Source organism: Streptomyces sp. NPDC111520, assembly GCF_055635295.1.
In genome coordinates, this window is sequence record NZ_JBVKBW010000008.1 from 376,790 (window position 1) to 399,060 (window position 22,271).

Sequence of the window (22,271 nt, forward strand, 5' to 3'; positions counted from 1 at the left end):
CCCGCCGTGTCCCCGTCCGACCACAACGCACCGGGAGGTGCCGTCGTATGACCGAGCCGGCCGGGCAGGGGACCGGTCCCGTGCCGATCCTGATGTACCACGCCGTCACCGACACGCCCGCGCCCGCCACGCGCGGGCTGTCGGTCACGCCCGGCGCCTTCGCCGGGCAGATGGCGCTGCTCGCCGCGCGGGGCTTCACCCCGCTCGGCAGCACGGCGCTGGCCGACGCGTGGCGCGCGGGGCGGCCGCTGCCGCCCCGCCCCGTGCTGATCACCTTCGACGACGGCTACGAGGGCGTGCACCGGCACGCCCTCCCCGTGCTGAAGGGCCTCGGCTTCCCGGCGACCCTCTTCGTCTCGACCGGCTGGCTGCGCGGGCCGTACGAGGTGGCGGGCGCCGCCCTCGACACCATGCTCGACTGGGAGCAGGTGCGCGAACTGCACGCCGCGGGCGTGGAGATCGGCGGCCACAGCCACACCCATCCCCAACTGGACCAGCTCGACGACGAACGCCTGCGGTCCGAGGTGCTGCGCTGCAAGGAGGTCCTGCGCGACGAACTGGGCGCTCCCCCGCTCTCCTTCGCCTACCCGTACGGCTACTCCAGCCGCCGCGTACGGCGTGCCGTGCGCTCCGCGGGGTTCACCTCCGCCCTCGCCGTCGGCAACACCCTCGCGGACCGCAGGCGCCAGGGGCCGTACGCGCTGGCCCGGGTGACCGTGCGCCGGAGCACGGGGACCGAGGAGTTCGAGCGGCTGGTCGAGGGCCGCTCCGTCGCCCGCGACTTCGCCAAGGACCGGGCGCTGACCAAGGGGTACGCCCTGGTCCGCAGAGCCCGGCGGTGCCTGCGGAAGGTGCACGAGACCCGTGTCTGAGACGACGGCCACCACGAGCACGACCACCACGGATCCCGGGGCCACCGCCGCGCCGCCGCCCGCCGCCACGGGCGGCGGCCCCCTCGACGGGGGCGAGGACGGGGGGACGACCGCCCAGCGCGGCGGCAACCAGCTGTTCCGCAACGCGTACGCGCTGATGCTCAACACCGGCGTCTCCGCGGTGCTGGGCCTCGGCTACTGGCTGGTCGCCGCGCGCTACTACACCGAGGACGCGGTCGGCCAGGGCTCGGCGGCGATCGCCGCGATGAAGTTCCTCGCCGGGCTCACCGCCGTGACGCTCACCGGGGCGCTGGCCCGGTTCATCCCCGTCGCGGGGCGCCGTACCGGGCGGCTGATCTTCGGTACGTACGCGGGGAGTTCGGCCGTCGTGGCGCTCGCCGCGGCGGTCTTCCTGCTGACCCTGGACTTCTGGGGCCCCTCGTACCGCTTCCTGCACGGCCCCGTCAACGGGCTCGGCTTCCTCGCGGCGGTCGTCGGCTGGTCGCTGCTGACCCTCCAGGACGGGGTACTGACCGGGCTGCGCAGCGCGGTGTGGGTACCGGTGGGCAACACCGTCTTCTCCGCGGCCAAGCTGGCGCTGCTGGTGGGCATCGCCGCGGCCGTGCCGACCGCGGGCGTCTTCGTCTCGTGGGTCGCCGCGATCGCGCTGTCGGTCGTCCCGCTCGGCTGGCTGGTCTTCCGGCGGCTGGTGCCCCGGCACGTCAAGGCGACGGAGGGCACCACGGCCGCGCCCCGGCCGCGCGAGATGCGGCGCTTCGTCGCGGGGGACGCGACCGGCTCTTTCTTCGCCCTCGCGGTGGTCTACCTCGTGCCGGTGATCGTGGCCTCGCAGATCAGCTCCGAGGACAACGCGTACTTCTACATCACGATGACGATCGGCGGCACGATCGACCTGCTGGCGATCAACATGGGTGCCTCGCTGACCGTCGAGGGCGCGCACGACCCGTCGCGGATCGCCGAGAACTGCCGGGCCGCCCTGCGCCGGATGGCCAGGATCATGGTCCCGATCGCCCTGTTCATGGTCGTCTTCGCACCGCAGATACTCGGCGTCTTCGGCGAGGGCTACGCACGCGAGGGCGCGCCGCTGCTGCGGCTGCTGGCGCTCTGCTCGCTGACCCGGGTGCTGATCGAGGTGTACTTCGGCATCCTGCGCGCCCAGAGCCGGACCGGCCTCCTCGCCGTGCTCCAGGGGCTGCTGTGCGTCCTGGTACTGGGGTTCACCCTCGCGCTGCTGGGCCCGCTGGGCATCACCGGCGCGGGCTGGGCCGAGCTGGGCAGCCTCGTCGTCATCGCGCTGGTCTCGCTGGTCGGGCTGCGGCGGCTGGTCTCCGGCACGGCGTCCACCGTCCCCACGCCGGAGCCGGCCGCAGCCGCGGAGACCGCGGGGGCGACCGAGGCCGCGGACCCGGCCGACGCGGCGCGCGCGGCGGAGACCACGGCCGCCGGTGAGGACCTGGAGATCGTCTACGGCACGCGCTGGGCGCGCGCCGCGGCGCTGGACAGCGACACGCTCCAGCTCGGCGTGCGCATGGACTTCGACCATCCGGAGCGGCGCCCCTATGTGACGCCCCCGCAGGGCACCGCCGTGCCGGCGCCGGCGTCCAAGCCGGCGTCCGCGTCCGCGACGGCGTCCCGAGCGCTCCCGGCGCTCCCCGCGTCCCCGGCACGGAGGACCGCGGAGCCCTCGACCGCCGGGCCGGGGAGACCGGGTCCGCCCGCGCAGCCGCCTCCGGAGGAGGGGCGGCGCGGGCGCACCCTGCTGCTCGAACTCGGCGTGTGGGGACTGCTGCTGTGCGCGCTCGGGCTGTACTGGCTGCCCCTGCGCGGCATGGACGACGCCTCGCTGGACGCCATGAACGGGCTCGGCCTGGTCTCCGTCCTGCCGCCCGCGACGCTGGCCGGCGCGGCACTGCTCGTCCTGGCGTTCGTCTGCGGACTGTGGCTGCCCGGCCGCCGGCCGTGGCTCCTGGCCGCCGTTCTGCTGGCGACCGTGGTGTCGCTGCACGCGGTCCCCGCGGTCCTGGAGGAACAGCCGCGGTTCGCGACGGCCTGGCAGCACGCGGGTTTCATCGACTACATCGGCCGGACCGGGGACGCGGCGCCCGACATGGACGCCCGGTTCTCGTGGCCCGGCTTCTTCGCGCTGATCACGCTCGTCGCCTCGGCCTGCGGGGTCACCGACCTCACCGAGGTGCTGCGCTGGTGGCCGCTGGCCGTCCAGTTGCTCTCCCTGGCCCCGCTGGCGCTGCTGCTGCGCGCGGTACGGGCCGGCCGGCGGGCCAAGTGGTGCGCGGCGTGGCTGTTCGCGCTGTGCGGCTGGGTCGGGCAGGACTACTTCTCCCCGCAGTCCCTCAACCACCTCCTGTACCTGATGTTCGCCGCCGTGCTCCTGGTGTGGTTCCGCGCCGCCGGCCCGCCCGCGGGCAAGCTGATCCCGGGCGAGGCCGACGTGCCGACGGTGGGCCGGGGCGACCGGGCGCTGCTGCTGGCGCTGCTGGTCGGGCTGTTCGCCGCCTCGGTCGTCAGCCACCAGCTGACCCCGTTCGTCATGCTCGGCGTGCTGACCGTGCTGGTCCTCGTCCGCCGTTCCACGCCGGCCGGGCTGCCCCTGCTGTGCGGGGTGCTGCTGGTCGGGTGGATCTGCTTCGTCGCCGAGCCGTACTGGTCGGGTCACTTCGACGAGTTGTTCGGTGGCATGGGCTCGCTGGGCGGCAACGTCTCCTCCAGCGTCTCCGGGCGCATCGAGGGCGGCAGCACCGTCCACAAGCTGGTGCTCTACGTGCGGGTGGCGCTGGCGGGCGCGGTCATGGCGCTGGCGGTCCTGGGCTGGCTGCGCCGCCGCTGGGCGGGGTTCGCCGACCGGGCGCTGCTGGTGCTGCTGTTCGTGCCCTTCCTCGGCTTCGGCATGCAGTCCTACGGCGGCGAGATGGCACTGCGGGTGTTCCTCTTCGCCCTGCCCGGTGCCTGTGTGCTCGGCGCGCTGGCGATCTTCCCGCGCAGCTCGTCGGACCGGGGGTGGCGCGGGCCGGTCGCGGCGCTGCTCGCCGGCTGGGTGCTCATCGCGGGCTTCCTCGTGGCGCGCTGGGGCAACGAGTCCTTCGAGCGGGTCCGCACGGGCGAGGTCGCGGCCATGGAGTACGTCTACGAGCACGACCGGCCCACCGCGCGGGTGGTCTGGCTCAGTACCGACCCCGTGGAGGACGTGACGCCCAGCCTGCCGTGGAACGCCCGCGACATGGAACGCGTGACGTACGTGCCGGTACTCGCGCCGCGCGATCCGGTGCTGGTCGGTCCGCTGGTCGAGGCACTGCGTGACGCCGGGCCCAACTCGTACCTGATGGTGTCGCGCGGGCAGAACACCTACCTGCAGCTGGACGCCGGCTTCTCGGCGACCTGGCCGGACAAGCTGCTGCGCTCCCTCGACGGACGCCCCGAGCTGCGGCCGGTGCTGCGCGACGCAGACGCGACGCTGTACGAGCTGCGGGAGCAGCCCGCCGACTGGCCGGTACCGGAGCCACGGCCCGGCCGCGTCTTCCCGGTCGTGACCTGGAACGCCTGGACGGCGGCGGGCGTGCTGGCCGGGGTGGCGCTGCTGGTGCTGCTCGGCGCCCGCGAACTGGCCCGGGTCACGCTGCCCGAGGCGCGGCGGCGGCGCGGCATGCGGATCTCGTTGCTGGCGGCCGCGCCGCTGCTGCTGGTGTTCCTGGCGGCCACGGTCGAGCGGTTCCTCACCCTGCGGTGACCGGCCGGGCCCCCCGCCCGTACCGGCGGGGGGCCACCGGGGTTCGTCGGGTGGCCACCCGGGGGAACACCCGTCCGAGCCTCCGCGTTGTCGTGGCAGGAGTGAAGGAGGTGGCCCGATGACCGAGGACCAGAGCCCCCGGAGGACCGTGGCGGACCCGGCCGTGGAGGACGAGGCCGCGCAGTCGCGGCGCGCCCGCTTCGGGAAGCTGCCGGACCGCATACGCCCGGAGGACACCTTCGTGGAGACCCCGGCCACGGCCCCGCAGCCCGCCAGGGACACCTACAACCCGGACGAGTGGCTGATCCGCACCGTGGGCTGACCGACTGCGGTCTGCCGGAGGTTCGGTGGACCGGTGGGTGCGGGTTCGTCTCGCGCCCGAAGGGCGCGACACGGCGGGAAAGCCGAACCACCCACCCGCACCCGGCTCGGCTACCCCCGGCGCAGCCAGCGGACGCCGTACGCGGGGAGGTCGAAGGAACGGCCGTCGACCGTCGCCCGGATGGTGCGGCCGAGCGTGTTGACGACCAGGGCGGCGTGGTCGTCCGCGAGGACGCGCACGTTGGGCCGGTCGTCCTCCGCGACGGACACGTCACGGAACCGGGTGCCCGGCGGGAAGGCGGCGGCGAAGCGCCGGAGCAGGTCCATCATGGGCAGTTGCTCCCCACCGCCCGAGGAGAGTTCGGTGCTGGTCCACAGGCAGCCGGGGCAGGAACGGCCGCGTTCCTGGGGGTTCCAGTAGAAGGCGGCGTCGGCGCCGCCTCGGGCGAGTTCCATCATCGCGGTGGCCTGCACGGCGGTGCGGTGGCGCTCGTCCCAGCCGGCACTGCCGTCGTCGGGCTCCACGTACCACTCGGCCCACCACAGGGGCAGCCCGCCGGCGCGTTCCTTGAGCCAGCGGCCGACCGCCGCGAACTTCTCGGTGGCGGCGAACTCGTCGGGCCGCATGCGGTCGTCGCGGCTGGTGCTGGAGCCGTCGGCGACGATGAAGTCGGCACCGGCCTTGTGCTCCAGCCAGTAGTCGACGGCGTCCAGGGCCCGCCGGTCCGCGGCGCCCCAGGGGCCCTTGAGGGTCGCGGAGGCGTCCCCGTTGCCGTCGTCGCCCGGGGCGAAGCTGTCCATGACGAGGTAGGGGCCGCCGACGAGGTTGCCGGGGTTCACCTCCTTCAGGGCCCGGTACACCCGGTTGTAGAGGTCGGTGTAGCCCTCGTAGTCCCAGCGCTGCCGGCCGTCGTTCCAGAAGCCCTTGAACTCGTTCCAGACGATGAAGTGCCGCACGTCCGGGTAGCGCCGGGCCACGGTGGCGGCGAGCGCGGCGAAGTCGTCGAAGTGCGCGCGGTCGGGGGCGACCTCGAGCCGTGACCAGTCGGTCGTCCCGGCCTTGCCGCCCTTCATCCAGTCCGGGGCGCAGCACAGCGTGATGACGGGCGTGCCGCCGCTGGCGCGGACCAGGTCGACCCGGTCGTCGAGTTCCCCGAAGTCGTAGGTGCCGGGCGAGGGTTCGGGGTTGTCGGCGCCCCAGCCCATGATCGCCTGGTTCTGCGGTAGCGCACGCTCCGACAGCAGCCGCTCCGCGGACCGCTTGGCCGTGCGGCCGCCGTGGTCCGCGCTGTACTCGGTGTGGGTCAGGCCGAAGCCCAGCCCGGTCGTGGGACTGCCGGTGGGCGCGGTCGACGGACCGTGCACCCCGCCTCCCGCGCCGCCGCTGCCGCGCGCGGTGCTGCCCGCGCCGCCCCCGAGATCGCACATCGCCAACAGGAGGACCAGCGCGGCCACTCCGATGCCCAGGAGCACGGTGACGCCTCGCCGCCCGGCCCCCGGCAACCCCACACGCACGTTCGCATGACGTCCCATCACCCGTCAGGGTAACCGCCGCGATGCCCGGATCGGGCCGGTTTCACCGGCCGTTCAGGGATTCAGGGGTATTCCGCCACTCCGCAAAAACCCGGTGCGAATGAGGACCTTGTGCCGGATCATGTGCGGCATGCCCGACGCAACGCCCCCGCATCGCGCCCTGTCCATCCGTCTCGGCATGAACGACGACGACTCGCCGTCCGACGCCATCGACGCCCTGTTCCTCAGCCGCTTCGTCACCGGCGAGCAGCCCTACTCCTGCGGCACGTCCCTGGACCGGGTCAAGTCGGGGCTGACGCTCCTCCCGGGCGGCGGGTCGGTGCTGCGCTCCGCGCGGGACAAGGACCGCGGCGCGACCCTCGCCGAGGGCGACGGCTGGACGATCCTCGTCTCGCGCTGGCACCGCCGGGCCGACGTGACGGTGACGGCGGTCAGCGAGGAGCTGGCGCGGCGCGTCCTGGCCGAGGCCGTCGAGGACGCCGAGGACCAGCCGGAACCGCAGCCCGACGACGTGACCATGGGCTTCTGGTACGTCGCGCCGCGCCGCGGCCCGCACCGCATCACCCGGCAGATCAGCGCCGCCCCCTGGGACGACGTGCGGGGCAACTACACGGCGCCCGTGGCCGAGGCCATGGACGGGCTGATGAAGCTCACCGCCGACGACGTCAGCGGCCGGCTGCTGCTCCTGCACGGCCCGCCGGGCACCGGCAAGACCTCCGCGCTGCGCACGCTGGCCCGGTCGTGGCGCGACTGGTGCCAGGTGGACTGCGTCCTCGACCCCGAGGTGCTCTTCAACGACGTCGGCTACCTGATGGAGATCGCCATCGGCGAGGACGACTCCGAAGGGCCGGGCCGCTGGCGGCTGCTGCTCCTGGAGGACTGCGACGAGCTCATCCGCGGCCAGGCCAAGCACCAGACCGGGCAGGCCCTGTCGCGGCTGCTCAACCTCACGGACGGCCTGCTCGGCCAGGGCCGCAACGTCCTGGTGGGCATCACCACCAACGAGGACCTGGAGCGTCTGCATCCGGCGGTGGTCCGTCCCGGCCGCTGCCTGGCCCGGATAGAGGTGGGCCCGCTGACCCGCGCCGAGGCGACCGGCTGGCTCGGTACGTCCGAGGGCGTCGGCCGGGACGGCGCCACGCTCGCGGAGCTGTACGCGCTGCGCCGTGCCGCGTCCTCCTCCGGCGGCACCGCGCTCCCCCACCAGACGACCCCGGCCTCCGCATCCGGAGGCCTCTACCTCTGATGGCCGGGGGTCCCCCCGCCGGGGCGCGGGGGCGGATCCGGACCCGTACCCCGGCGGAACTGCGCCGCGAACGCCGTCCGCGGTCGCACGGCTGCTGGGACCACCTGTACGCGGCGCCCCTGTGGCCGCTGCACGGCGTGAACCTGGGGACACTGCTGCGCACCTGCGACGCGGTCGGCGCGTGCCTGGTCGTCCCGCGCTTCCCCTGGGTGCCGGAGGCGCTCGCCCGCGGCAACACCCTGCGGCGGCCCGCCTGCGTGCACCGGACCGGTGACCCCCTGGGCCGGCTGCGGCGGCAGCGCGACCGGGGGGCGCACGTCGTCGGGGTGGAACTCGCCGAGGAGGCCGTACGGCCGACGGACCTGCCGGCCGCGCGGCGCACCACCGTCGTCGTGCTGGGGCACGAGCAGCACGGCATACCGCCGGAGGCGCTCGACCTGCTCGACCTCGCCGTGGAGATCCCGATGGTGGGCACGGACGCCGGCCTCAACGTCGCGGTCGCCGGCTCGCCGGCGCTCTACAAGCCGGCCGGGCTGCTGTGACCGGTGGTGGCGCGGGCTACGCCTCGTACGCGGCGCGCAGGGCGTCCCGCACGGCGGTCTCCGCGGCGGCCCGGTCCAGTCCGAGGCGCCGGGCGCGCTGGGCGTAGGCGGACGCGGCGGACGCGGCCTCCCGGGCGGCGGCGTCGCCCGCGGCGGCGATGAAGGTGCCGTTGCGGCCGCGGGTCTCGATCACACCGTCCGCCTCCAGGGCCCGGTAGGCCTTGGCCACGGTGTTGGCCGCCAGCCCGAGGTCGTCGGCGAGGCCGCGGACGGTCGGCAGCCGGTAGCCGACCGGCAGGGCGCCGGAACGGGCCTGGTCGGCGATCTGCTCGCGCAGCTGCTCGTAGGGGGCGGTGGCCGCGTCCGGCCTGACGGTGATCTTGAGGCTCACGGTGTGTCGTCCTCCCGGCGGGACGGATCGGCGCTGTTTGTCGCGGCCATTGTGCTGCACACGCCGTCCGCGAGGAGGACGGCACGGCCTGGACCCGCCGGGTCGTGGGCGATGGAGTCGCCCGGCTCGTGCAGGTGCAGCACGAAGCGCTCACCCGCGCGGTACGCCTCCAGGCCGGCCCTGCAGTACGCCACCATGTCGTCCGGCAGCGCGTCCAGGGGGAACCAGCCGAGCTCCGAGCACTTCTCCGGCTCGCGGTTGACCGGTTCGTGGGCGTCGCCGTCCGCCGTGAAGAACCAGCCGATGCGCTCGCCGCCGCCGGGCGCGCGGTGCTGCATGACGAGGGCGACGGAGACGTCCTCGGGGCGCAGCACGACGCCCACCTCCTCCTGGGCCTCGCGGATCATGGCGGTGAGGACGTCCTCGCCGTCCTCGACGTGCCCGGAGGGGGCGTGCAGCAGGCCGTCGGCGTAACCGGTGTTGACCCGGCGGCCGAGCAGGACCTGCCCGCCGCGGCGGAGCACGAGGTGGACGTCGACGATCTCCGTGTGCCTGCGGGGCTGATTGATCCGCACGACCGCGGCGTAGCGCTCGTCGTGGACCGGGCGGCCCCACAGCGCGGTGTCGTGGGCGAGCTGCTCGACCTGGGTGTGCTCGGCCAGCGGCCGGACCATCGCGGCCAGTTCGGCGGCGCGGATGCCCGCGGGCTCGACCTCCCCCCAGCAGCCCTCGACCAGCACCAGGCGTCCGCCGCGGCGCAGCAGCCGGGCCCAGCGGCGCAGCGCCGCCACGGGGTCGGGCAGCGCCCACAGCACGTGGCGGACGAGCACCACGTCGAACCGGCCGTCCGCGACGGGCGGTCCGGCGGCGTCCCCGACCAGGACCCGGGCCCCGGTGCCGGCCAGCTTCGCCCGGGCCAGCGCGGCCATCCGCGGCGAACGGTCGACGCCCGTCACCCGGTGCCCCTGCTCGGCGGCGAGCCGCGCGAGGCTGCCCGTGCCGCAGCCGAGGTCGAGCACGTCCGCCGGGGCGCCGGGCAGCCATCCCCGCAGCCGCGCCGCCCATGCCTCCCGCACCGCGGGGTCCCGCAGACCGTGGTCCGGCTCCTCGTCGAAGCGGTCGGCCACGGTGTCCCAGTACGCGTCACTGCTGAGTTCGCCCACCCCGTGATCCTTCCACCCGCCACTGACAACGCCCGATGACCGCGGGCCGCCCCCGCCGCCGCAGGCGCGGAGGCCGCCGTCCGGCGCACCGGCAGGACGCGGTGGCGGCCACCCGCATCAGACCCGGCGTCCGTGGGCCGGCGGGCGTCGCCGGCCCCGCGACTGCGCGGCGTCAACGACCGCTCCCCGGCCGGACAACGGCCGGGCGATCCCGCGGAGCCACCCCCTGCGGATTCCCCCGGCGGGGCGCGGGCCGCGGAGGGGTGTCAGCTCAGGCCGAGGTTCCGGTAGCGGGTGCGGCGGGCCGCCAGGCGGACGGCGCGCGGCCGGGTCCGGAGGGCAGCGAGTTCCGCGCCCAGGACAGCGCCGAGACGGACGAGGAACGCCTCGGGCTCGTCCGCCGCGTCGGGGGTCTCCTCCACCACCCGGTCGACGATGCCGTGCGCGGCCAGGTCCGCCGAGCGCACGCCCTGGCGCCCGGCGACCTCGTACGCCCGCTCCGTCGTCCGGTGGAGGATCGCGGAGGCCCCTTCGGGCGGCAGCGGGGAGAGCCAGGCGTGGCGGGCCGCGACCACCCGGTCCGCGGGCAGCAGCGCGAGCGCGCCCCCGCCGGCGCCCTGCCCGAGCAGGAGGCACAGCGTGGGCGCGGGCACGGTCATCAGGTCGGCGAGGGAGCGGGCGATCTCGCCCGCCAGCCCGCCCTCTTCGGCCTCCCGGGAGAGGGCGGCGCCCGCGGTGTCGACGACGGACAGCAGCGGCAGGTCCAGTTCCGCGGCGATGCCCATGCCGCGGCGGGCGACCCGCAGGCCGGCGGGGCCCAGTGCGGGCGGCCGGCCGTCGCCCGTCTCGCGCCGGTCGTGGCCGAGGACGACGCAGGGCGTGCCGCCGATGCGGGCGAGCGCCAGCAGCAGTCCGGGGTCCCGCTCCCCTGCGCCGGTGCCGCTGAGCGGGGTCACGTCCCGGGCGGCCACCGCCAGCAGGGCGCGCAGCCCCGGCCGTTCGGGCCGCCGCGAGCGCCGGATGGACTCCTCGGCGGTGGGAACGGGGACGGGCGCGTCGGGCTCGGGTCCGGCCCCGCCGGGGTCGGGGGCGGCCGACGAGTCGCCGCTCAGCACCCCGAGGACCCGGGCCGCGGCGTCCGCGAGCCCCCCGGAGGGCAGGACCGCGTCGACGATGCCGTTGGCCAGCAGGTTCTCCGCGACCTGGACGCCGGCCGGGAACTCCTCCCCGTACAGGGCCTCGTGGACCCGCGGGCCGAGGAAGCCGATGAGCGCACCGGGTTCGGCGGCGGTGACGTGCCCGAGGGAGCCCCAGGACGCGAAGACCCCGCCCGTGGTCGGGTGCCGCAGGTGGACCAGGTACGGCAGACCGGCCGCCTTGTGGTCGGTGATGGCCGCCGCGACCTTGACCATCTGCAGGAACGCGATGGTGCCCTCCTGCATCCGCGTCCCGCCCGAGGCGGGCGAGGCCACCAGCGGCAGCCGTTCGCGGGTGGCCCGTTCGACGGCCCGTACGAGGCGTTCGCCCGCGGCGACGCCGATCGAGCCGCCCAGGAAGCGGAACTCGCCCGCGACGACGGCGACCCGGCGGCCGCGGATCCGCCCCTCGCCGGTGACGACCGACTCGTCGAGCCCCGTGCGCTCACGGGCCCGGGCGACGTCGGCGCGGTAGCCGGGGTCGTCGAGGTACCCGGGCAGGGCGGTCACGGGCTCGTCCCAGCCGTGCCAGGTGCCGCGGTCGACGACGGCGTCGATGAGCTCGAGGGCGGCCGCGCGGCGGCGCGTCGGTTCGGTCATGGGGCCACCCTAGGGTGCCCGACGGAGGCGGTGGCCAGGGCCAACACCTCACGGAACACGGGGCGGAGGTCACTCGGACGGCGCAACTCCATCACGGGCCGAAGGTCGTTGTGGGGATGTGGTCACAGTCGATCCCCAGAACGCGCCGGGTGCGCCGTCCGGGAGTGAGGTCCCCCGGACGGTCCCGGCGCCCATCCGCCGCAGCCGTCCGTACCGCCCGCCGGAAGGCCTCCCCCTCGGGGAATGGGTCTTCGTCCCGGGGACGGCGGGATTCTTCGGGCAGAGTTCGGACGCCTACATCGAGCGCGGCGAGGAGCACATTCCCCTCGTGTACTGCTCTTCGGAACTGGAACAGTTCGCCAACGAAATGGTCGGGATCGAGGGTGATTTCACCCGCCGCTGCTCCGGCATCGATCTGGACGGGCGGTATTAGGGCGTGCATTCCCCGTATCCCCCGCACACGCCCGGCCCCGACAGGAATTCCTACATGCCGCCTTTGCAGGACCGTTTCCGCTTCGAGAACGACGTGCCGTACGAGGACGACCTCAACGGCCACACCATTTACAGTCCCCGCCAGGCCCCGGACGACACCTCGGGGAACGGCGTCTTCTCCGCCCCTGACTACGACGTCCTGAACGGGGTGTGGACGTCCGAGGAGGAACTGGCCCAGCTCCTCGAACCCCCTTTGCTGGACGACGTGGACGAGGACGACGAGGACGACGTCTTCGCCGCGCCCTCCCCGGAGGCCGCGACGCACGAACTGCCGCTCACCCGGCACCGGCACCGCAGGATCCGCGGAGCGGCGCTGCGGCAGAAGGTGACCAGGACCCAGACGCTCAGCTTCGTCGTCGCGGCGGTCGCCGCCACGATCGTGGCCATGGTGAGCGTGCTCGGCGGGATGGTCGCCCACGACCCGCTGCGGCACATCGCCGCCACCAACGGGGCGTCGGGGCTGGCCGACTGGTGGCCGCTGCTGGTCTACGGCCCCTGGATGGTGGCCTCGCTGTCGATCCTGCGGGCCGCGCTGCACCAGCGCCGCGCACCGCACTCCTGGGCGGTCGTACTGCTCTTCTCGGCCTTCGCGATCCTGTTCTGCGTCGCCTCCGCCCCCCGGACGATCACCGACTGGACCGTCGCCAGCCTGCCCGCCATCGCCGCGCTGTCCTGCTTCCACCAGCTCGTACGGCAGATCACCCTCACCCACCCGCCGCGCCGCACCTCCCGCAGCCGGCACTCCTCCTGACACGGCGCCCCTCCCCGGCCCGTCGAGCGGGCCGGGGCCGCGGGCCCGGCGAGGCCCGCGCTCGGGCGCGTCCCGCAGCCTCAGCCCCCGCTTAGCGATGCCTTAACGCCGCCATAAAGATCGTCCGCAGCTCCCCCGAACAGGGGTTCCGCCCCTGCGGCGCGGCTAGCGTGCTGGTTCGCCGATGCCCGTCGGCGCCGCGCACGGGGGCGGCGCCGACGGGGTCCCGGCACCCCGCGCACCCCGGGCCACCGCCGAAGGAGAACCCCACCATGACCGCACGCAGAACGGCCGCCCTGGCCGCCGCCCTCGGGATCGGACCGCTCGCGCTGACCGGCCTGGCGGCGGGACCGGCGAACGCCCACGGCACCATGGGCGGCCCGGTCAGCCGGGTGCTGACCTGCTACGCGGAGAACCCCGAGCACCCGTCGTCGGCGGCGTGCCGGGCGGCGGTCGCGGCGGGCGGCACGCAGGCCTTCTACGACTGGAACGGGGTGCGCATCGGCGACGCGGCCGGGCGCCACCGGCAGTTGATACCGGACGGCAGGCTGTGCAGCGCCGGCAACGAGGAGTTCAAGGCGCTGGACCTGGCGCGGGCCGACTGGCCGGCGACGGGGATGGCACCGGGACGGCAGGAGCTGACGTACCGCGTGACGGCCCGCCACAAGGGCGCGTTCGAGCTGTACATGACGAAGGCGGGGTACGACCCGTCGAGGCCGCTGACGTGGTCGGACCTGGACGCGCGGCCCTTCGCCAAGGTCACCGACCCCCCGGTGCGGGACGGCAGTTACGTCCTGCCGGTGGACGTGCCGGCCCGGTCGGGGCGCCAGCTGGTCTACGCGATCTGGCAGCGCTCGGACAGCCCGGAGGCCTTCTACTCCTGCTCGGACGTGGTCTTCGGCGCGGACACCGGCAAGGCCCCGGAGGCACCCGCCGCGCCCGCCACCTCGGCCCCCGCCACGACCGGGGGCGCCCCGGCCGCGGCCACGACCGCCCCCGCGCCCACCGCCTCCGTGCCGGACGACGCGCAGGTCTCCGCCGGGGCGGACCGGTCGACGGTGCGCCACCGCCATCACGCGCAGACCGCCGTGGAGGGCTCCGCGAGCCCGCTCCCGGAGCCCTCCACGACGGCGGAGGCCTCCCCGGCCGGCGCGGACCTCGCGCAGACCGGGAGCAGCAGCACCGGCACGACCTCGCTGATGGCGGCGGGGGCCGCCGCCGTGACGCTCGGTGCGTCGGTGCTGCTGCTGGTCGCCCGAAGGCGCCGGGCGGGGAACGCCGGCTGAGGCGGACCGTCAGCTGAAGACGTCCCCGCAGTCGGTCGCCTTGGCGTGCGCCGGGTCGAGGGCGTTGGCCGTCTCGTGGAACACGATGCGGTCGGTCAGCCCGGCGAGGACGTGCTCGGACAGGTCGAGCGGGCACAGGTCCTGCAGCACCACGTTGCGCACGTCGGGGCCGGACAGGAACTGCGAGGTGTACGGCGTGACGACCTCGTCGTACGTGGTCGCGATCACCGTGTAGCGGACGCCGGGCAGGGTGTCGCCGCCGGCGTTCAGCTGGGTGAGGAAGGCCGATCCGGCCATCTGGTCGGTCAGTCCCTGCGGGGTGAGGTGCTCGATGGCCTCGGCCGCGCCGGGGAAGTAGGGCAGCAGCTTGAGCAGCCCGCCCAGGTCGGTGCCGTGGTTGCTGGGCGCGATGCCGACCAGGGCGTTCACCTTGGGGGCACCGCCCAGGAACTTCATGTAGTAGCGCGGCATCATGCCGCCCTGGGAGTGCCCGACGACGTCGACCTTGCCCGCGCCGGTGGCCGCGAGGACCCGGTCGACGTAGTCGGCGAGTTGCTGGGCGGACGCGGCGATGGGGCCGAGCCCGTAGAAGAGGGGCACACCGGGCAGCCGGCCGTAGTCGAGGGAGTAGACGCAGTAGCCCCGCTTGACCAGGTAGGGCGCGAGCCCGAGCCAGTTGTCGATGGAGTTGCCGAGGGTGCCGTGGACGAGGACGACGGGCCGCGGGTGGGCGGCGGACGGCTTGCAGGACCAGTTGTTCCAGCCGCTGCTCGCGGTGGCGCCGGCGGCGGTGGCCGCGGCGTTGACGGCCGTGGTGGTCTTGGTACCGGACGCGGGGGCCTTCGCCAGTGCGGCGGTGGTGGTGTCCGCCAGGACGGGGGTGGCGAAGAGGGCGGCGGTGAGAGTCAGCGCGGAGAGGAGCCGGAGCGCTGATCGCGGTCTGATGGGCAGCATCGAGCGATCTCCTCGCAGGTGGGGGAAGGACTGGCTCCCGTGCAGCCTGTGATCCGGATCACCAGAGTGCTGAGCTTCCGTCAATTTACGAGTGAGTAACAAACGTCGCCAGCTACCGGTCGGTAAAGAATTCATCACGTCGGCTTCACGTCGATGTGATAATGGGGCGTCAGGCGGCGCCCGACAGCGCCGCGGGCATCAGCGCCCGCGGGCCGAAGCGGGCCCGCGCCCGGTCCGCGACCGCCTCGATGCGGCGCGCCTTCTCGTCCCCCGGGTCCAGGCTGAGCTGCAGCGTCGCGAGTCCGGCGTCCGTCAGCCCCTCGGCGCGCAGCGCGAGTCCGCGCACCCGGGCCCGCTGCAGTCCCAGCCCCTCGTAGAGCCGGTACGCGGCCTCGGCGAGGGCGGTGCCGTGGCCGCTCGGCTCGGGCAGCGCGCGGGTGCGGGTGGTCGTGGAGCGGTCGGCGTAGCGGACGGTGAGGGTCAGTGAGCGCGCGACCCGGCCCGACGCGCGCAGCGAGGAGCCCAGTTCCTCGGTGAGCGACAGCAGGGCACGGCGGTGCCGCACCGGGTCCAGCTCGTCGTGGCCGAAGCGGCGTTCGGCCCCGGCCGAGCGGGCGGGGGCGTTCGGGACGACCGGGGCCGGGTCGATGCCGCGGGCCCGCTCGTGCGTCCTGCGGCCCGCCGCGGCGCCCAGGATGCGCTGCAGGGTGCCCAGGGGCGCGGCCGCCACCCGTCCCACCGTGTCCAGGCCGTACGTGGCCAACTGCCGTGCCGTCGCCGGGCCGACGCCGTGCAGCGCCGCCACCGGGCGCTCGGCGAGGAAGGCCGCGACGGCGGCGGGGTCGGTGGGAGCGACGCGCACCGCGCCCTCCGGTCCGTCCTGTGCCGCCATCCGGGCGAGCAGCGGGTTCGGGCCGACGCCGATCGTGCAGTCCACGCCGTGGAGCGCGAGCAGCCGCACCCGCAGCAGCGTGGCCAGTCCCGCGGCGTCGCGCCCGAAGTAGCGCAGCGCCCCGCGGACGTCGGCGAGCGCGGCGTCGGGCGGCAGTGCCTGGACGACGGGGGTGAAGCCGCCGAGCAGCGCGAGCAGCGGCTCGTACCGCTCCTCGGCTGCGTGGAAGTGCACGTACAGCACGTGCGGTGCGGGCGGGGTCCCCGGCGGCTGCGGGCGCCGCCCGGCCTGCAAACTCCGCGTCAGGTCGGCGCTCATCGTCCCGCGCTCCCCGGGCTGGAGTGCCACAGCTTGCGGCCGGTCGGGACGCCCTCGCCCGCGGGCCGCAGATCGGCCCAGGGGTGCATCTCGTAACCGGTGGACATGCGGACCCGGCGGCCCGCGGGCGGGGGCGCCGGGAGGCCGGCGGGTTCGCCCGGGGTCTCGGCCAGGCGCGCCGCGACCGCCTCCAGGCCGCCCTCCTTGCGCAGTTCGACCAGTTCGGCCAGGTTCCAGGCGGCGGCGCCGACGACGGACAGGCTCTGCGGGCCGCGGCGCTGGACCACCCCGCGGACCAGCAGCAGCCAGGAGTGGAAGACGGTGTGGGCGCAGGCCTCGTGGCTGTCGTCGAAGAAGGCGAGGTCGACCAGGCCGGTGCCGTCGTCGAGGGTGGTGAAGACGACCCGGCGCCCGGAGCGGATGGGCGGCGTCTGGGTGGCCGCCTTGGCCCCGGCGACCAGCACGGTCTCGCCGTGCCGCACCTCGCGCAGCCGGTTCGCCGGGATCGCGCCCAGCTCCTCCAGGAAGGCGAGGTGGTCGTCCATCAGGTGGCGGGAGGCGTCCATGCCGAGGACGCCGAGTTCGGCGCCGAGCCGTTCGCCGTCGTCCATGTCGGGCAGGCCGACCGGCGCGAACGCCGGCTCCCCCTCCCCTCCGGTCAGGGTGAGCTGGCCGTCGTAGGCGGAGGCCCGGCCCTGCCGGTGCACCTCGGCGACCTGGAGCAGCATGTCGCGGCGGTTGCCCCCGAAGGAGTCCAGCGCGCCGACCTGGACGAGGCGTTCGGCGGCGGCACGGCCCGGCCGGGCGCGCTCCCACAGGTCCTGGAGGGAGGAGTAGGGCTGTCCGGCGGTGATCCGGGCGACCTCGGCCTCGCTGATGCCGTGCACCTCGGAGAGCGCGAGCCGCAGCCCCCACACCTCCTCGGCCCCCTCGCCCTCCTCGCCGGGCACCGGCTCGATCCGGTAGGCCGCGCCCGACCGGTTGACGTCCAGCGGCAGCACCGGCACCCCGCGCCGCCGGGCGTCCGCGAGCAGCAGCCGCTTGGGGTACATCCCGGGGTCGTGGGTGAGCACCCCGGCGTAGAAGGCCGCCGGGTGGTGCGCCTTGAGCCAGGCGGACTGGTAGGTCGGCACGGCGAAGGCGACGGCGTGCGCCTTGCAGAAGCCGTACGCGCCGAAGGCCGAGACGATCTCCCAGGTGTGCCGGATGACCTCGCGGGAGTAGCCGCGCTCCCGGGCCTCGTCCGCGAACCAGGCCCGCAGCCGCCCCTGCCGGGCCTCGTCCGACAGCGCGCGCCGGGCCTCGTCGGCGAACCCCCGGTCGCAGCCGGTCATGACGCGCATGATGTCGATGAGCTGCTCGTGGAAGACGACGACCCCGTGGGTCTCGCGCAGCACGGGCTCCAGGTCGGGGTGCGGGTAGTGGACGGGCTTGCGGCCGTGCCGGGCCTCGATGAAGGGCCGCACCATGTCGGCGGCGACCGGCCCGGGGCGGAAGAGGGAGATGTCCACGACCAGGTCGTGGAAGGTGGCCGGCTGCAGCCGTCCCACCAGGTCGCGCTGGCCCGGGGACTCGATCTGGAAGCAGCCCAGCGTCTCGGCGGAGCGGACCAGTTCGTACGTGGCGGGGTCGCCCTGCGGGATGCGGTCCAGGTCGATCCGGCCGCCGCCGGTCCGTTCCACCTCGTCCAGGGTGTGCGCCATCGCGGACTGCATGCGCACCCCGAGCACGTCGAGCTTGAGCAGCCCGAGGTCCTCGACGTCGTCCTTGTCGAACTGCGACATGGGGAAGCCCTCGCCGCTGGTCGGCATCACCGGCGTACGGTCCAGCAGCCCGGCGTCCGAGAGCAGCACCCCGCAGGGGTGCATGGCGACCCCGCGCGGCAGTGCGTCCAGTGCCTCGACCAGCTCCCACAGCCGGCCGTGGTCCTCCCCGGCCACCTGCCGCAGCTCGGGCAGTTCGGCGAGGGCGGCCCGCGCGTCGCGGGCCCGGATGTGCGGGAAGGCCTTGGCCAGCCGGTCGGTCTGCTCCGGGTCCATCCCGAGGGCCGCGCCCACGTCGCGGACCGCGTGCCGGACGCGGTAGGTCTCGGGCATGGCGACGGTGGCGACCCGCTCGCCGCCGAAGCGGTCCAGGATGCGCCGGTAGACCTCCAGCCGGCGGGCGGACTCCACGTCGATGTCGATGTCGGGCAGGGAGGCGCGCCGGCCGGACAGGAAGCGCTCCATGAGCAGGTCGTGCTCGACGGGGTCGGCGGCGGCGATGCCCAGCAGGTGGTTGACGAGCGAGCCGGCGCCCGAGCCGCGCGCCGCGACCCGGATGCCCATCTCCCGTACGTCGGCGACCACCTGGCCGACGGTGAGGAAGTACGAGGCGAACCCGAGCCGCTCGATGATCCGCAGTTCGTGGTCGAGCCGCGTCCAGTACTCCGGGTCCCGGTCGTGGCCCTCGCGGACCATCCCGGCGGCGCAGTGGGAGCGCAGCACGCGGTCGGCGGTGCGGGCGCCCGCGCCGACGACCTCCGGCTCGGGGAAGTGCACCTGCCCGAGCCCCAGGTCCTCCTCGGGGTCGACGGCGCAGCCCGCGGCGGTCTCCTCGGTGGACCGCAGCAGCCGGCGGGCGTCGCCGCGGGTGAACCCGGCCGCCTCCATGACCCGTTCGGCGGTGCGCGCCATGTCCCCGGAGTCCTTCAGCCAGCGCTCGCCGCTGTCCAGGCTCCCGGTGTCGCGCACGTCGACGGGCACCAGGCGGCGCGCCGAGTCAAGGACGTCGGCCACCTCCCCCTGCCCGGGGTCGGCGTAGCGGACGGCGTTGCTCAGCACCGGGACGACGCCCTGCTCGACGGCGAAGCCGACGGTGCGGGCGGCGAGCCGCAGCGAGCCGTACCCGGTGCCGGTGCGGCCGTGGTGCACGGCCTCCAGGCGCAGCGCGTCCCCGTACACCTCGCGCCAGGGGCGCAGCAGCCGGGCGGCCCGGTCGGGGCGTCCGGCCGCCAGCGCGCGGCCGACCTCGGAGTCCGCGCCGAGCAGCACGTACAGCCCCTCCCGCCCCAGGTCCTCCCAGCCGATGCCGCCGTCGGTGTGGGCGGCGCTGACCAGCCGGCACAGCGTGCCCCAGCCGCGGCGGTCGCGGGCGAGGAACACCGCCCGGTCGGTCGCCTCCGGCACGAAGGCCCCGCCGCGCACCGGGGTGCGCCGCCGGGCGGCCGGCGGGGCGGTCCGGGAGCCGGTCTGCGGGGCGGCGCCCCCTCCGGCGTACGCCGCCGGCACCGCCAGGGAGGCGCCGAACAGCGGCCGCACCCCGGCCCGCACGCACGCCTTGGCGAAGCGCACCACACCGGCCACGGTGTCCCGGTCGGTCAGTGCCAGCGCGTCCATCCCCCGTTCGGCGGCGCGCTCGGCGAGCCGCTCGGGGTGCGAGGCCCCGTACCGCAGCGAGAAGCCGGAGACGGTGTGCAGGTGCGTGAATCCCGCCATACGCACCTCCGACCGCTCACGTCTCCCCCCTTCCGAACCCTCTGCCACCCACCATAGACCACTTGTCGAACATGTGTACGAAGACGCGCCGGATCCCTGTCCTCCGCCACCCTCCGCGTGGTTTCATGCACACGACGTCACCGACGCTCGCACCCCGACGGGGAGTCGCCATGCCGATGCTGCTGGTCAAGGGCTCTTTCCAGATAAAGAACACCGAACCGGACGGGGACACCGTCGGCTTCACCCCCACCCGCCACCCCGACTGGAACCGGGTCAGGGGCGGGCTCGGGCTCGACCTCACCAACTCCTGCCGGGGCAAGCTGCGCCTGGACGCCGTCGACGCGCTGGAGACCCACTACGGCCCCACCTCCGCCCCCGCCCACCAGCCGCTGCCCTTCGCCCACGCCGCCCGGGACGAGCTGCTGCGCTGGCTCGGCTTCACCGCCGTGGAGCGCGAGCCCGGCGACGAGCGCGTCGTCGCGTCCGCCCCCGAGAGCGTCCCCGGCTGGATCCTGACCGGCGGGGTGGACGTGCACGGCCGCTGCGTCGCCCTGGCCGGCCGCGGCCCGCTGCCGGAGGGCACCAAGAGCGGGCAGGAGGTCACCGTCGGCGTGCCGCTGCTGCGCGAGACCGTCAACCACCACCTGATCACCGAGGGCCTGGCCTACCCCACCTTCTACAGCAACCTCTACGAGGACCTGCGCCAGGAGCTGACCGAGGCCGCCCGGCAGGCCCGGGACGCGGGCAAGGGGCTGTGGCCCGGCGACGTGAGCACCACCGGGGCGAAGATCACCGGGCTCTCCTCGCTCACCGACGACGCGGTGCTCGTCCCCAAGCTCTTCCGGCGGCTCTTCGACTACCTCGCGCTCGGCGAGCCCTCCCTCGCCGCCTTCCGCGCCTATCTGGCGGGGGCGGCGGACAGCTACCGGATCCTGTCCTCGGACACCCCCCGCACGCAGGTGCGGGGACTGCACCGGGTCGTCGAGGTGACCGGCGACCACACCGTGCGGATGACCGTCCCGATCGAGGACCTGGTCTTCACCGAGGCCTGACGACCGGGGCGAACCCGGCCGCCCACCGCAGCAGTTCCTCGTCCTCGCCGGGGCGTCCGACGGCCTGCAGACCGAGCGGCAGGCCGTTCGCGGCGAACCCGGCGGGCAGGCTCACCGCGGGGAAGCCGGCGTTGCTCCACGGCAGGCACATCACCGAGTCGCCGGTGCTGCCCAGCCCGAAGGGGGCGGGGCCGGTGGCGGACGGCGCCAGCCAGACGTCGACCTCCCCCATGGCCGCGAGCAGCCGCTCGCGGAAGACCCGGCGCTCGCCCTCGGCCCGCTCGTAGTCGTCGCGGCCGACGGCGTGGCCCTCGCGGATGGCGGCGACCGTCTGCTCGCGGTACAGGTGGCCGTACCGGGGGAACCAGTCGGCGTGCGTACGGGCCGCCTCGTAGCGGTTCATGACGTACAACTGCCGTACGACCGCGTCGAACTCGCCCGGGCCCGCCATCACCGGCACCTCGCGGACCGTCCAGCCCGCCGCCTCCAGCCGCTTGACCTGGGCCGCGAAGGCCTCCCGGGCCTCCGCCCCGGCCCGGTCCAGGTAGGGGCCGACGGGAACGCCGAGCACCGGCCGGCCCTCGCCGGCCGGCGGCTCCCGCCAGTCGTCGCACAGGACGGACGCGCCGCGCGCCGCCGTGGCCACGTCGACGGCGAGCACGCCGACCGTGTCGAAGCTCGGGGCGTTGGCGATCACCCCGTCCACCGGTACGCGTCCGAAGGTCGGCTTGAAGCCCACCACCCCGCAGTAGGCCGCGGGCCGGACCACCGAGCCGACGGTCTGCGTCCCGACCGCCAGCGGCACCATGCCCGCCGCCACCGCGGCCGCCGAACCGCTGCTCGAACCACCCGGCGTGTGGGCGGTGTTGTGCGGATTGCGAGTCGGCCCCGGGGCGGTCACCGCGAACTCGGCCGTCACCGTCTTCCCCGCGACCAGCGCCCCGGCCGCCCGCAGTCGGTCCACCAGCGGTGCCTGCGGCCCGGCCAGCGCCTCCGGCGGCACCGCGGACCCGGCCCTGGTCTCCATCCCGTCGATCCGGACGATGTCCTTGACGCCCACCATCACCCCGGACAGCGCACCCGGTGGCGCCGCGGCCGCCTCCGCCGCCAGCCTGCCCCGCCGGTCCGGTTCCCGCACGAACGCCTTGATCCGGGCGTCGAGCCGGTCGATGCGGTCACAAGTCCGTGCCACCAGATCCGTCACGGCCGCCACGCTACGCCGAAAAGCCCCGGCCTTCCCCGGACACGGCGTCATCGCCCCGCCCCGCGGGCCCCCGCGGGGCGGGACGGGCGGCCCGGCCCGGAAGGGGGCGAGGGTACGCGCCCTCCCGGGCGCCCCAAACACCGCGTCGGTGCGAGATTCGTCACGTCCCGATGTCACGTGGATGCTCCCTCGCCCCACCCGTCAACCCGTGTCACGCGC

At 75.0% G+C, this 22,271-nt stretch carries 17 protein-coding genes; 9 read left to right on the forward strand and 8 right to left on the reverse strand.

The genetic code is table 11. The features are described from left to right. Positions 1-47: 47 nt before the first annotated feature. The 3 genes from ACZ7MY_RS21650 (at position 48) to ACZ7MY_RS21660 (ending at position 4,957) form a co-directional block, all read left to right on the forward strand. On the forward strand, positions 48-872 hold the full coding sequence (locus tag ACZ7MY_RS21650; protein WP_499603751.1) for a polysaccharide deacetylase family protein: 825 nt from the start codon (positions 48-50) through the stop codon (positions 870-872). Beyond that, complete coding sequence (locus tag ACZ7MY_RS21655; RefSeq protein WP_499603753.1) at positions 865-4,635, forward strand: lipopolysaccharide biosynthesis protein; 3,771 nt, start codon at positions 865-867, stop codon at positions 4,633-4,635. Before ACZ7MY_RS21650 ends, ACZ7MY_RS21655 begins: the two co-directional genes overlap by 8 nt. A gap of 118 nt (positions 4,636-4,753) precedes the next feature. Next, positions 4,754-4,957, forward strand: a complete 204-nt coding sequence (locus ACZ7MY_RS21660; protein WP_499603755.1) for a hypothetical protein — start codon at positions 4,754-4,756, stop codon at positions 4,955-4,957. A gap of 110 nt (positions 4,958-5,067) precedes the next feature. Here ACZ7MY_RS21660 and ACZ7MY_RS21665 read toward each other — a convergent pair whose 3' ends face one another. Then, the gene (locus ACZ7MY_RS21665; protein ID WP_499603757.1) at positions 5,068-6,489 is read right to left on the reverse strand and encodes a xylan 1,4-beta-xylosidase; all 1,422 of its coding nucleotides are present in this window, start codon (positions 6,487-6,489) and stop codon (positions 5,068-5,070) included. A 130-nt stretch (positions 6,490-6,619) separates the two neighbouring features. On the opposite strand from ACZ7MY_RS21665, the gene ACZ7MY_RS21670 reads away from it, so the two are divergent. Next, positions 6,620-7,735 carry a DUF5925 domain-containing protein gene (locus ACZ7MY_RS21670; protein ID WP_499603759.1) on the forward strand — a complete coding sequence of 372 codons (1,116 nt, stop codon included), beginning with the start codon at positions 6,620-6,622 and terminating at the stop codon, positions 7,733-7,735. Next, entirely contained in the window at positions 7,735-8,277 is a 543-nt protein-coding gene (locus ACZ7MY_RS21675) for a TrmH family RNA methyltransferase (RefSeq protein ID WP_499603761.1), read from the forward strand. The genes ACZ7MY_RS21670 and ACZ7MY_RS21675 overlap by 1 nt, the downstream gene beginning before the upstream one ends. Positions 8,278-8,293: 16 nt before the next feature. On the opposite strand, the gene ACZ7MY_RS21680 is transcribed toward ACZ7MY_RS21675, so the two are convergent. From ACZ7MY_RS21680 to ACZ7MY_RS21690, 3 genes are all read right to left on the reverse strand, one after another. Next, complete coding sequence (locus ACZ7MY_RS21680) at positions 8,294-8,668, reverse strand: GntR family transcriptional regulator (protein WP_499603762.1); 375 nt, start codon at positions 8,666-8,668, stop codon at positions 8,294-8,296. Further along, positions 8,665-9,831, reverse strand: a complete 1,167-nt coding sequence (locus tag ACZ7MY_RS21685) for a methyltransferase domain-containing protein (RefSeq protein WP_499603763.1) — start codon at positions 9,829-9,831, stop codon at positions 8,665-8,667. Before ACZ7MY_RS21685 ends, ACZ7MY_RS21680 begins: the two co-directional genes overlap by 4 nt. A gap of 266 nt (positions 9,832-10,097) precedes the next feature. After that, entirely contained in the window at positions 10,098-11,627 is a 1,530-nt protein-coding gene (locus ACZ7MY_RS21690; protein WP_499603765.1) for a carboxyl transferase domain-containing protein, read from the reverse strand. Positions 11,628-11,745: 118 nt separating this feature from the next. Here ACZ7MY_RS21690 and ACZ7MY_RS21695 point away from each other — a divergent pair, with 118 nt between their 5' ends. The 3 genes from ACZ7MY_RS21695 (at position 11,746) to ACZ7MY_RS21705 (ending at position 14,156) form a co-directional block, all read left to right on the forward strand. Then, positions 11,746-12,060, forward strand: a complete 315-nt coding sequence (locus ACZ7MY_RS21695; protein WP_499603767.1) for a hypothetical protein — start codon at positions 11,746-11,748, stop codon at positions 12,058-12,060. Between the two features lie 54 nt (positions 12,061-12,114). Next, positions 12,115-12,870 carry a DUF2637 domain-containing protein gene (locus tag ACZ7MY_RS21700; protein WP_499603768.1) on the forward strand — a complete coding sequence of 252 codons (756 nt, stop codon included), beginning with the start codon at positions 12,115-12,117 and terminating at the stop codon, positions 12,868-12,870. A gap of 272 nt (positions 12,871-13,142) precedes the next feature. Beyond that, positions 13,143-14,156 (forward strand): lytic polysaccharide monooxygenase auxiliary activity family 9 protein, encoded by a 1,014-nt coding sequence (locus tag ACZ7MY_RS21705; RefSeq protein ID WP_499603770.1) that lies wholly within the window; start codon positions 13,143-13,145, stop codon positions 14,154-14,156. 9 nt (positions 14,157-14,165) lie between these two features. On the opposite strand, the gene ACZ7MY_RS21710 is transcribed toward ACZ7MY_RS21705, so the two are convergent. The 3 genes from ACZ7MY_RS21710 to ACZ7MY_RS21720 form a co-directional block, all read right to left on the reverse strand. Then, positions 14,166-15,110, reverse strand: a complete 945-nt coding sequence (locus ACZ7MY_RS21710) for an esterase/lipase family protein (RefSeq protein ID WP_499603772.1) — start codon at positions 15,108-15,110, stop codon at positions 14,166-14,168. Between the two features lie 169 nt (positions 15,111-15,279). After that, positions 15,280-16,320 carry a DNA polymerase Y family protein gene (locus tag ACZ7MY_RS21715; RefSeq protein WP_499603774.1) on the reverse strand — a complete coding sequence of 347 codons (1,041 nt, stop codon included), beginning with the start codon at positions 16,318-16,320 and terminating at the stop codon, positions 15,280-15,282. Continuing rightward, the gene (locus ACZ7MY_RS21720) at positions 16,317-19,796 is read right to left on the reverse strand and encodes a DNA polymerase III subunit alpha (protein ID WP_499603776.1); all 3,480 of its coding nucleotides are present in this window, start codon (positions 19,794-19,796) and stop codon (positions 16,317-16,319) included. Before ACZ7MY_RS21720 ends, ACZ7MY_RS21715 begins: the two co-directional genes overlap by 4 nt. A 170-nt stretch (positions 19,797-19,966) precedes the next feature. Between ACZ7MY_RS21720 and ACZ7MY_RS21725 the strand changes: the two genes are divergently transcribed. Next, positions 19,967-20,848: a thermonuclease family protein gene (locus ACZ7MY_RS21725; protein WP_499603777.1), complete on the forward strand. Its 882-nt coding sequence runs from the start codon at positions 19,967-19,969 to the stop codon at positions 20,846-20,848. On the opposite strand, the gene ACZ7MY_RS21730 is transcribed toward ACZ7MY_RS21725, so the two are convergent. Then, positions 20,835-22,061 carry an amidase gene (locus ACZ7MY_RS21730; RefSeq protein ID WP_499603779.1) on the reverse strand — a complete coding sequence of 409 codons (1,227 nt, stop codon included), beginning with the start codon at positions 22,059-22,061 and terminating at the stop codon, positions 20,835-20,837. The two genes, ACZ7MY_RS21725 and ACZ7MY_RS21730, sit on opposite strands and share 14 nt — an antisense overlap. Positions 22,062-22,271 lie beyond the last annotated feature (210 nt).